The following is an 11,118-nucleotide window of genomic DNA, read 5'->3' as shown; positions in this document are numbered from 1 at the left end:
GCCGCCCGAGTGGTCACCTTAAAGCCATGATGCTCATACAGGGCTAAAATCCGCTCCGTCGCTTGGTTTGAGGCAATGACCGGGACCGATTGCTGGGCCAGCCAGTGGGCTAAGCGTTCTTGGTCCTCCCAGCCGAAGCCGCCACTGGAATATTGCCGAAAGTCCACGTCATAGGGGGGGTCGGCATAGATAAAATCTCCCTCTTGGATGGCTAAGTCCTCAAAATCTGAGTTTTCAAACTGCCAATGGCGGAATAGGGGCTGATACTCCCGAAAGTCTGTTTTATAATTTATTTTTTTATATCGTCCAAATGGAACATTAAATAAGCCTTTGCGGTTGAACCGACATAAGCCATTAAAGCCAGTCCGGTTGAGGTAGTAAAAGAGTTGTGCGGCTTCGGCTGTTTTGTCCTTTTTTTGAGTAATTAAACGATTAAAATAATCCCGATATTCATAGTACAAATTAGACTCATTTTTGGTTTTTATGGTAACATCTAAACCCTGGGAAATCCAAGAATAAAAGTTAATTAAGTGGGGGTTAATGTCGTTGAGCAAGGCGTGTTTTGGAGCCAGTCCCAGGGCGATCGCCAACCCACCACAAAACGGCTCAACCAACCGCCGTGCGGACTGTTGCACCCAATAGGGTTTTAAGCTATCCACCAGCCAGCGTTTCCCACCCGCCCATTTTAGGGGTGGAGTTAGAGGTAATTCAAGGGGACTTAAGTCAGCAGACATAGCGGTAAATTTTATAAGTGAGAACTGCCCCTAAGCGAACAAGTTTTGGACTAGATTTGGGGCAGGCTTGACGTTCGCAGTCCGAAGAATCACCATAACAGAAGTTGTTGAAATTCTGAATATCTTTGGGGAGATGGATTGGCACTGGCCGAGCTTGCGGGAGGGGCGATCGCCCAGGTTCACAAATGTCGAAGTTTGACAAGGGGTTTCTTAATCATTGTCAAAAATCGTCAAAAAAAGCAACATTTTGTTACTTCAGGCACAAAACCGGCTGAGAGTCTCGTGAGATTTGGACCAGAGTGGTTGTCGATCGCCGCCGCGACTGTTAATATTGGTAAAGAATCTAAAAAATTGGGAAACACAGGCTGCTATGGGTCGCGTTGGCGTTCTTCTGCTGAACTTGGGAGGTCCGGACAAGCTCGAAGATGTCCGACCATTCCTCTACAACCTATTCTCCGATCCCGAAATTATCCGCCTGCCCTTCTCCTGGTTGCAGAAACCACTGGCATGGATGATTTCAAGCCTGAGAACCCAGAAATCTCAGGAAAACTACCAACAAATTGGTGGAGGCTCGCCCCTGCGTCGGATTACGGAAGAACAGGCCCGCGCCCTGGAAGCGACGCTAAAACAGCGGGGACATGACACTCAGGTTTATGTCGGGATGCGTTACTGGAATCCCTTTACCGAGGAGGCGATCGCTCAGTTAAAGCGAGACCAACTCGAAAAGTTAGTGATTCTGCCCCTCTATCCGCAATTTTCCATCAGTACCAGTGGCTCAAGCTTCCGGCTGTTAGAAAAACTCTGGAACGAGGATGACCAACTTCGGAACCTCGATTATACCGTCATTCCCTCCTGGTACGATCGCCCCGGCTATCTTAGCGCCATGGCTGATCTGATCGCCCGAGAACTCGATCGCCTCCCCAACCCGGACCAGGCCCATATCTTCTTCAGCGCCCACGGGGTTCCCCGCAGCTATGTCGAGGAAGCCGGCGACCCCTATCAAGAGGAGATTGAGAAATGCACTGAGGGAATTATGAACACCCTCAATCGCCCGAACCAGTACACCCTGGCCTATCAAAGTCGCGTCGGTCCCGTCGAATGGCTGCAACCGTATACCGAGGATGCGATCGAGACCTTAGCCGAAGAGGGAGTCAACACCCTAGTGGTGGTTCCCATTAGCTTTGTCTCAGAACATATCGAAACCCTGCAAGAAATCGATATGGAATATCGGGAAGTGGCCCAGGAAGCCGGAATCGAACACTTCCATCGAGTTCCCGCCCTCAACACCCATCCCATGTTCATCGAAGACCTAGCCGACTTAGTCGAAGAAGCCAGCCAAGCCCCCAGTATCAGCTTCGATGGCGTGATGCACCCTCCCAAGAAAACCAAGTTCTATCCTCAGGAACGTTGGGAATGGGGTTTAACCGCCTCCGCCGAAACCTGGAATGGTCGTCTGGCCATGTTAGGATTCCTCGCCTTGATGGCGGAGTTGATTACCGGCTACGGTCCCCTGCACTTTGTCGGGTTGCTATAAACAGCAACCATCGCCAACCCCCAAAAACCCCCCTCCGTGTCTGGGAGGGGGGTTTTTTCAAATTACAGAAAGATGAAAGGTCGAGTTGCAGCCTCTGTAATGGTTGTTCAGGGGGTGTTTAACCGTTAAGACAGTCTCAATTCTTAGGCTGCACAGAGATCGTTGATGATTTGAACCCGTCCGCGAATCACTGAACGGAGGAGGCGGTTGGCGGAACGGCGATCGCATTCGTCGAGGTTTTCATCTAAGGTGGCGGCGAGAAGACCGTAGCGATCCGAAAGAGTGAGGGTTCCGGTGTCGGTGACGGAAGCGAGAATGGCAGAGATGGCGCCGGGGAGAAGTTGAACTTGGGGAATCATGATGTCTTTGGCTGAACTCGATACTCTTATTATGGCGTTGATACCCGGCCGTTACCGTGACTCAACCGGGGTCGCCTCCGTGATTCTACAGACGATTCTGTGTGACTGGGGACAGCGTCGGGGGTGATACCCATCACGCCCACATTGAGGCGAGTCACCCTCAACCCCTAACAAACAACCCTTCCTTCGGTCAACAAGTCTTAACTTGACTCTCGTTCCTTAGACTCATTCTCATCTCAATTCCCTGGCGAATCCCCTCACTTCCAGGTCAACCTAGGGAAAAGTATAAAACTCATTCTCATTCTCAACTTCAATCAAGGGAGTATCTGGGGCTGGGTTCCGGTGAATTGGTATCAAATGTAACAAGAAGCCCCCACTAAAGCGTTTAAGTTAATGCCACACTCACAGCCATTCCGAACTCAAACCCCATCGTAAGATATTGTCATGTACTCAGTGAATTTAACCAATGGCTTGAGTAATGTTTAATCCCATCAAAACTCACATTATTGACCCCCATCAGGCTTTGTTCTCATGCCAGAAACCCTTTTCAAAGTTGATTTAACCAAACCGATGAATGAACAGGAATTGCCCGGTCATAACCGCTGGCATCCTGACATTCCGGCTATTGTTTCCGTGAACCCTGGCGATGTCTTTCGCATTGAATGTAAAGACTGGACCGACGGGCAAATTAAGAATAACGATGACCCCAGCGACATTCGCGATGTTAATTTGGATGTCGTTCATGTCCTCAGTGGACCGATTCATGTCAACGGGGCTGAACCCGGAGATATTCTAGTCGTCGATATCCTTGATATTGGTGCGTTACAAGGAGATGAATGGGGATTTACGGGCATTTTTGCCCGCAACAATGGCGGCGGTTTCCTAACAGACCATTTCCCCGAAGCGGCTAAAGCCATTTGGGATTTGCAAGGAATTTATACCCAATCTCGCCATATTCCAGGGGTTCGTTTTGCGGGGATTACCCACCCTGGGTTAATCGGCTGCGCCCCTTCCCATGAACTCCTCGCAGAATGGAATCGCCGGGAAAAAGCCCTCGTCGATAAAGGCGGTCCCACCTGGAAGCCTGAGATTCCGCCCTTAGCGGCCCTTCCCAATCCAGATCAAGCCATTTTAGGAACCCTTCCCGCTTCAGAGTTTGACCGAGTCGCCGCTGAAGCGGCCCGCACAGTTCCTCCTCGGGAACATGGCGGAAATTGTGATATTAAAAACCTATCGCGGGGGTCGCGGATTTACTTCCCTGTCTATGTAGAAGGGGCGAAACTTTCGATGGGAGATATTCATTTCTCTCAGGGGGATGGTGAGATTTCCTTCTGTGGTGCGATCGAAATGTCGGGCTATATTGACCTCCATGTGGATATCATCAAAGGGGGAGTCGAGAAATACAGCATGGTCAACCCGATTTTTAAGCCGGGTCCAGTGGAACCTCACTATTCTGAATATCTGATTTTTGAGGGAATTTCTGTCGATGAGTTTTCGGGGGAACAGTATTATCTCGATGCCCATGTGTCTTATCGTCGGGCGTGCTTAAATGCCATTGAATACCTCAAGAAATTTGGCTTTACGGGGGAACAGGCCTATTTATTATTGAGTTGCGCCCCCGTTGAAGGTCGCATTAGTGGCATTGTGGATATTCCCAATGCCTGTTGTACGCTGGCCTTGCCGACAGCCATTTTTGATCAAGATATTTTGCCAACCTAGTTCACAGGTGTAAGTCTATGCCTCTGTATGAGTATCGATGTTCTCAATGTGGGGAGTTTGACGCTTGGCGCAGTATTGCTAACCGAGATCAAGCGCCCCCTTGTCCGAGTTGTGAGGGTCCGTCGCAGCGAATTTTTGCGGCGCCAATGGTGAGTTTAAATACGGGGAGTTTGGGTCGTTTGACGGGGGATTCTGAACCTCGATTGGTGAAGCGGGAACGGGAACCCAAAACCCCTCGTTATCAACCGTCTCGCTGCGATCGCCCCTGGATGTTAGGTCACGCCAAATACTAATCTCTGGCTTGAATGGTTTAGGGGTTCATGACTTTAGTTGCGATCGCCTTCACCGGCGATCGCAACTTTGTATTGGAGTTGACTCAGAATTTAACAGTGATGCGGGGTCTACCAGAGGGCGATCGAGCTACTGTGAACGTGAAAAACAAGGTATCATGAGGATGTTGGCTTATCGTAAGACATTATAATGATTACCTTTAGTAGCCAGGCTGAGATTGCCCTGCGATCGCTTCTTCCGAGCGATCGACAACGGATTGACCACTTCTTACCCCAACTCGATGGCTTTTCTGAACAGAGTTCGGTCAATCATCGCGTCAAGCTGTTGAAAAGTGAAGGTTTAGAAAATTTGTACATGGCTCGTGTATATCCTGACTTTCGCATTATTTTTCGGCAGACAAATGAGGGTGTTGAAATTGTGGATATTTTCAAGGAGGAGCGACTTAATAATTTAAAAGAAGCTTATAAACCGATATCATTGGTTTTATAAAAATCGATAAATCTGGGTCTTCTGAGTTCAAGGTGATAAGAAAAAATTATGGCGGATTATATCCCTTGCCGTAGGGGCGAAAAATTTTCCCCTCCTGGGAGGGGCTAGGGGTGGGTTCCCCTACAATTTTGTATTGAATGCAACCAATTCTACCCCATATCCTGAAGATCCAACTATCCTTTATTTTCGCAAACCCAACTTCTTCAATCGAGAACGAATTGCACCAGGTTTCCGTTGAAACTCGCTGGCTAAATCTCGAATAGCTATACCTTGCTTATAGCGATGTTTTAGCCGCTCATCTTCAGCTAAATCCCAAGTTTTATAAGCACGCGGATATGTTTTTCTAATTTCCTTAATGCTGTACGTTTTTGCAGATTGAGTTGAGTTCGATGATTTTTGGGGTATCCGAGATACTTCAGTCTTAGGTATCTGAGAGACTTGGATTTCAGAAGGAACTCTAATCGATTGGGAAATATCTTGTCGTTCCTGTTCATATTTTTCTTTTAAACGTCTAATTTTTTCTTCATAAAAACTAACGATTTGCTGATATCCTGTTTTATTGTGCCTGTATTGTAGGGCTACAGCCGTTGTTATACTGCCAATTAAAATCCCCAGGCAGAGCGCAGCTATAACTTCCATCATCTGAACAACATAAACTTACAATACGGAAATTTTATAGCAATTTTCGATAACATTGCAATACATCCAACATTGGCGAAGGGCGAACGGCCGTTCGCCCCTACAGCTATCTGTGGCAGGAAGGCATGAAAATTGGTATTAATTTTTCAGACAATCAAAGAGATTGATAGTTACCATCATCCACCTCAGATTTTACAGCTTTCAGTGGCCTTACAGGGCTGCCATGAGAACACTGATGATGGTCTTTCCCCGCCAACTCTCCTACACTAATAAACGTCTCCTAACACGAACCACTCATTTATGCACCGGATTGCTGCAACACCAGGCGGTTGGACCCCCGATAGTGACGGGGTCATCTACATCCAACAAACTCCCGCCCCCATCGTCTTCATCACCGCCGCCGACACCGACATTCAAACCCTCTCCGTCGCCCGCCAACAACTTCCCGCCGAGTTCCCCGAGATGCGGGTGGTGAACCTGCTGCAACTACAACAGCAACTCACCCTGGATACCTACGCCGACGAGGTGTTGTCTCAAGCGAAACTGATTATCCTGCGGCTGCTGGGGGGACGGGCCTATTGGAGTTATGGCTTAGAGGTGTTGCGGGAAACCGTGGAGATGACTGGGGGTCATTTGATTGTCATGCCCGGTGATGATGGCATTGACCCCGATTTATGTAGTCATTCTACCGTGCCGCTGACGGTTGTGAATCGACTATGGCAGTATTTTAATGAAGGGGGAGTGAGTAACTTTTGTAATGGCCTAAAATATGCCCAAGATAAATGTTTAGATGGGGAAAATTATCCCCCAGACCCGCAATCTGTGCCTCGGGTGGGACCCTATCCGGTGGCTGAGGTGACGGATGCGATCGCCCGTGTGGGGATTATCTTCTATCGCGCCCATTATCTCTCTTCCAATACAAAACCCATTGATGCTCTTTGTCAAGCCCTAAGTCAACAAAATTTACAACCCGTTCCCCTCTATATTTCCTCCCTACGAGATCGGTCGGTTCAAGACCAAGTGATTGAGGTCTTTTCTCAAGTTGACCTGATTCTCAATACCACCGGATTTTCCCTAGCCAAACTCGATCGCGAACAGCCTAATCTCGACCTCTGGCAAACCCTAAATCGCCCCGTCTTTCAAGTGATCCTCAGTGGCGGCGGCCAAGCCCAATGGCAAGACGAATTGAGGGGCTTATCGCCGCGAGATGTGGCCATGAACGTGGCCTTACCCGAAGTTGACGGACGGATTATTACCCGGGCCGTGTCCTTCAAACAAATGTCTGAAACCGACGATCGCCTCGAAACCGAAGTCGTCCGCTATGAACCCGTCGGCGATCGCATTGACTTCGTCGCCGAACTGGCCAAACATTGGGCCAGCCTGATTAAAACCCCCGTTGAACAGCAACGAATTGCCCTGATTCTGCCCAACTATCCCAACAAAGATGCCCGACTGGCCAATGGTGTGGGCCTAGACACCCCCGCCAGTACCGTGGAAATCCTCAAAAGCCTCAAAACCGCTGGCTATTGCGTCGGGGACGCGCCCCAAACCTCCGAGGACTTGATGACCCTCCTCACCTCCGGCGTCACCAACGATCCCGAAAGCTTCCAAATGCGCCCCGTCTATCAAACCCTGTCCCTGCAAGACTATCAAAGGGCCTTTGCCCAACTCCCCGCCGCCGTGCGTGAGGGAATCGAACGCCGCTGGGGGCAACCTTCTGGGGACTTTGCGATCGCCGGCATTCAACGGGGCCATCTCTTCATTGGCATCCAACCGGCCCGAGGCTACGATCGCGACCCCAGCCTAAACTACCACGCCCCCGACCTCGAACCCACCCACGACTACCTGGCCTTCTACATCTGGCTACGACAAAAATTCCAAGTTCAAGCCGTCGTCCATGTGGGCAAACATGGCAACCTGGAATGGCTACCGGGCAAAAGTGTCGCCCTCTCCAACACCTGTTACCCAGAAGCCGTCTTCGGTCCCCTACCCCATTTCTACCCCTTCATTGTCAACGACCCCGGCGAAGGGTCCCAAGCCAAACGTCGCAGTCAAGCGGTGATTTTAGACCATCTTACGCCCCCCATGACGCGGGCAGAACTCTATGGAAAATTGGATTGTTTAGAGGGCTTAATTGACGAATACTACGAAGCCGAAAGCTTAAATCCAAGCCGTCTCAAAGACCTCTCTCGTCGCATTGAAACCCTAATTCAAGAAGAAAACTTGCATCGAGATTTAGGACTCAGTGACGACCTAGATGAAACTGTCTTAATGACCCAATTAGATGGCTATCTTTGTGAACTCAAAGAAGCCCAAATCCGCGATGGCTTACATATTTTTGGAGTTTGTCCCGAAGCAGACCCATTACGGGATTTAATCGTCTCCATTGCCCGCTGTCCGGGACGGGGACGAGTGGGCTTAACCCAAGCCCTGGCGCAATCCTGGGGCTTGGACATTGACCCCCTCACCACCCCACCGACAGACCCTTTAGACGGGCAATTCCGCAATGTGGGGGATGCGGTGGCGGCGTTGGAAACGGAAGCCGCGCGACTGGTGGAGGAATTGATTGCGGGAACGCCCACTTCAGTAGCCGCCCCCGTTCAGGAGTGCTTGCAATGGATTGACACCGTGTTACTGCCGGCGTTGCGGGGCTGCGATCGCGAACTAATCAATCTAGTTCGAGGCCTCCGGGGTGAGTATATCCCGTCCGGGGCCTCCGGCGCACCCACTCGCGGCCGTCCCGAAGTTCTCCCCACGGGGCGTAACTTCTATTCCGTGGATATCCGCGCCATCCCCAGTGAAAGTGCTTGGGATGTGGGACGTAAGGCGGCGGAGGTCTTAATTGACCGTTATACCCAGGAAAACGGCGAATATCCTCAAACCCTCGGCTTGTCGGTTTGGGGAACCTCGACGATGCGCACCGGGGGCGATGATATTGCCCAAGCCCTGGCGTTACTGGGAGTCCAGCCAATTTGGGATGGTTTAGGGCGGCGCGTGGTGGATTTCGAGATTTTGCCCTTGTCGGTGTTGCAACGGCCCAGGGTGGATGTGACGCTGCGGATTTCTGGGTTTTTCCGGGATGCGTTCCCTAATTTGATTGACCTGTTTGATGCGGCGGTGACGGCGGTGTCTCAGGTGTCTGAGTCCCCGGAGGAGAATCCGTTGGCGGCCCAGGTGCAGCAGGAGGCGGCGTTTTGGCAGGGTCAAGGGTTGACGGAGGAGACGGCCCAACGGCGATCGCGTTATCGCGTCTTTGGGTCCAAACCGGGGGCCTATGGGGCGGGATTACAGGGGTTAATTGAGTCGCAAAATTGGGCTAGTGAAGCGGATTTGGCTCAAGCTTATATTAACTGGAGTAGTTACGCTTACGGCGATCGCAGTGCCACCTCAGAACCTGAAGCCTTTGCGGCGCGATTGCAACAGATGCAAATCGTGTTGCAGAACCAGGATAACCGCGAACATGATTTGTTGGATTCCGATGATTACTATCAGTTTCAGGGAGGCTTAACGGCGGCGGTGCGTCAAGCGCGAGGAACCACGCCGGAGGTCTATTTTGGTGATAATTCTCGGGTGGAAAATCCTAAGGTGCGATCGCTGCGGGAGGAAATTGCCCGCGTTTATCGTTCGCGGGTGGTGAACCCCAAATGGATTCAGGGGGTGATGCGTCATGGCTATAAAGGGGCCTTTGAGATGGCGGCGACGGTAGATTTCCTCTTTGGCTATGATGTGACGACGGGGACGGTGGAGGAGTTTATGTATGAGGGAGTCGCCCAAGCTTATGTGTTTGATGAGGCGGTTCAGGAGTTTGTGCGACAGAAGAATCCCTGGGCGTTACGGGATATGGCGGAACGACTGATTGAGGCCCATCAGCGGGGACGTTGGGACTCAGCCAGTCGCCCGATGTTAGATCAGTTGCGAGAGATTTCTCTGGAGGCGGAGGAGAAGATTGAGGCCACGTTATCGAGTCAGGAGGGGTGAGGGGTTGAGAGACTCGCTTTGGCTAGACTTGATGTAAGACTCAATTTTGGGAGAATGATGGTGATTGCAGCTTCAGACCCCCCCAGCCGAGTTCAACCCCAAGGTGAACAGCGGGTGGTGTTTCATGGCCTGGATTGGGATAGCTATTTGCATCTATTAAGGCTTTTACCCCAGTCCCGAAGTTCTCGTTTAACCTATGATAAGGGTCTTTTAGAAATTACAATGCCCCTAGAAGAGCATGAGTTTGCTCGCTGTTTAATTGAGCGATTTATTGTAATTTTGGTGGAAATGTTGGGACTACCGTTAAAAACTATGGGGTCAACAACGCTCAACTATCCCCAATTCCAAAAAGGTGCAGAACCGGATCAGGCGTATTATATTCAAAATCAGCCTTTGGTGAAGGGGCGGTCTGTGGATTTAGCCCAAGATCCACCCCCGGATTTAGTGGTTGAGGTGGATATTACCCATACGGATATTGCCAAAAATCAGTTTTATGCGGGTTTAGGTGTGCCGGAGTTTTGGCGCTTTGATGGACAGATTTGGCGTATTTATCGGCTTGAATCGGGGGTGTATGTGGAGGGCGATCGCAGTCCGACGTTTCCCCAAGTTCCCAAGGATTGGCTGTATGAGTTCTTGAGGATGGCCCGGGAGGATGAGATTCAGGCGATGCGATCGCTCCGAGACCGTTTTTCCCCTAACGCCCCATCATCCCACCACTGAGACGAGGGATTGGTCTCGCTCTCATCACGTCTTAACCCGATGTTCCCTGCCAGATGGGGGGATATCGGGTCTTTTCATGAAGTTTTGTAACAATTCGGGACGAATTACGTAAAAATCGCCTGTTCATCCCGACAGACCTATAGAGCCTCTGGTGAGGTTCGCTGTCTACCTCACCTTTTCTCCTGACTCGGATGGGCTGAGGACAAGTCACCGTCAGGGAGGAGCCAGTCCTATGAGTTAGAGTTGTCGGCTATCCACAACCTGAATTGATAATGAGCTAAGTCTAACATCTCCGTAATTATTCGTAGATAATACGGGTTAAATGTCAGGATTAGCTAATAGATGAAAGAGGCATTTCTTTCGTCACTATTTGTGCTGTTTTTTTGTAAATTCATGAATATAAAGTTTATGTAAATTCGGGAACTTAGGGTTGATTCATCTTGGAGAATCGGCTATAAAACATAGCAAGTGATTAAGCAAGTTAGCTAAGGTTTTCAAATCATGGTTTTGAATATTGTCACCGATGGTGGGTTTGACTTTGGACTGGCGACGGATGCGGGTGATCAGGTCATCATGGCCCAGTTGCCAGCGGATCAATTAAACCAGTTGCGTAGTTCACCATTTCCCGATGCGATCGCCCTCGGAGGAGGAAATG

General features: G+C 50.2%; 10 protein-coding genes. 7 read left to right on the top strand and 3 right to left on the bottom strand.

Going from position 1 to position 11,118, the window contains the following annotated elements; translation table 11 throughout:
* Nucleotides 1-734, bottom strand: a 734-nt coding sequence (locus R6U67_RS00325; RefSeq protein ID WP_410250692.1) for a DNA adenine methylase, incomplete at its 3' end; no start/stop codon positions are given.
* A 370-nt stretch (nucleotides 735-1,104) separates the two neighbouring features.
* Between R6U67_RS00325 and hemH the strand changes: the two genes are divergently transcribed.
* A complete protein-coding gene (gene hemH, locus R6U67_RS00320; RefSeq protein ID WP_410250691.1) occupies nucleotides 1,105-2,268 on the top strand; it encodes a ferrochelatase in 1,164 nt (387 codons plus the stop codon).
* Between the two features lie 143 nt (nucleotides 2,269-2,411).
* On the opposite strand, the gene R6U67_RS00315 is transcribed toward hemH, so the two are convergent.
* Nucleotides 2,412-2,627, bottom strand: a complete 216-nt coding sequence (locus R6U67_RS00315) for a hypothetical protein (RefSeq protein WP_410250690.1) — start codon at nucleotides 2,625-2,627, stop codon at nucleotides 2,412-2,414.
* 531 nt (nucleotides 2,628-3,158) lie between these two features.
* On the opposite strand from R6U67_RS00315, the gene fmdA reads away from it, so the two are divergent.
* The 4 genes from fmdA to R6U67_RS00295 are packed head-to-tail and all read left to right on the top strand — an operon-like array spanning nucleotide 3,159 to nucleotide 5,126.
* Nucleotides 3,159-4,346, top strand: coding sequence for a formamidase (gene fmdA, locus R6U67_RS00310; RefSeq protein WP_410250689.1), 1,188 nt, complete (start codon nucleotides 3,159-3,161; stop codon nucleotides 4,344-4,346).
* Nucleotides 4,347-4,363: 17 nt separating this feature from the next.
* Nucleotides 4,364-4,639: an FmdB family zinc ribbon protein gene (locus R6U67_RS00305; RefSeq protein WP_087706701.1), complete on the top strand. Its 276-nt coding sequence runs from the start codon at nucleotides 4,364-4,366 to the stop codon at nucleotides 4,637-4,639.
* 27 nt (nucleotides 4,640-4,666) lie between these two features.
* Nucleotides 4,667-4,798: a hypothetical protein gene (locus tag R6U67_RS00300; protein WP_410250688.1), complete on the top strand. Its 132-nt coding sequence runs from the start codon at nucleotides 4,667-4,669 to the stop codon at nucleotides 4,796-4,798.
* A 28-nt stretch (nucleotides 4,799-4,826) separates the two neighbouring features.
* Complete coding sequence (locus R6U67_RS00295; protein ID WP_410250687.1) at nucleotides 4,827-5,126, top strand: hypothetical protein; 300 nt, start codon at nucleotides 4,827-4,829, stop codon at nucleotides 5,124-5,126.
* Nucleotides 5,127-5,306: 180 nt separating this feature from the next.
* On the opposite strand, the gene R6U67_RS00290 is transcribed toward R6U67_RS00295, so the two are convergent.
* On the bottom strand, nucleotides 5,307-5,768 hold the full coding sequence (locus R6U67_RS00290; protein WP_410250686.1) for a hypothetical protein: 462 nt from the start codon (nucleotides 5,766-5,768) through the stop codon (nucleotides 5,307-5,309).
* A gap of 297 nt (nucleotides 5,769-6,065) precedes the next feature.
* Here R6U67_RS00290 and cobN point away from each other — a divergent pair, with 297 nt between their 5' ends.
* On the top strand, nucleotides 6,066-9,743 hold the full coding sequence (gene cobN, locus R6U67_RS00285; RefSeq protein ID WP_410250685.1) for a cobaltochelatase subunit CobN: 3,678 nt from the start codon (nucleotides 6,066-6,068) through the stop codon (nucleotides 9,741-9,743).
* A 54-nt stretch (nucleotides 9,744-9,797) separates the two neighbouring features.
* Nucleotides 9,798-10,463 carry a Uma2 family endonuclease gene (locus tag R6U67_RS00280; protein ID WP_410250684.1) on the top strand — a complete coding sequence of 222 codons (666 nt, stop codon included), beginning with the start codon at nucleotides 9,798-9,800 and terminating at the stop codon, nucleotides 10,461-10,463.
* The last annotated feature ends 655 nt before the right edge of the window (nucleotides 10,464-11,118 follow it).

Source organism: Sodalinema sp. (assembly GCF_046483825.1).
Lineage (GTDB): Bacteria > Cyanobacteriota > Cyanobacteriia > Cyanobacteriales > Geitlerinemataceae > Sodalinema.
The sequence above is the reverse complement of the archived record's forward strand: the minus strand, read 5'-3'. Positions and strand labels throughout refer to the sequence as shown.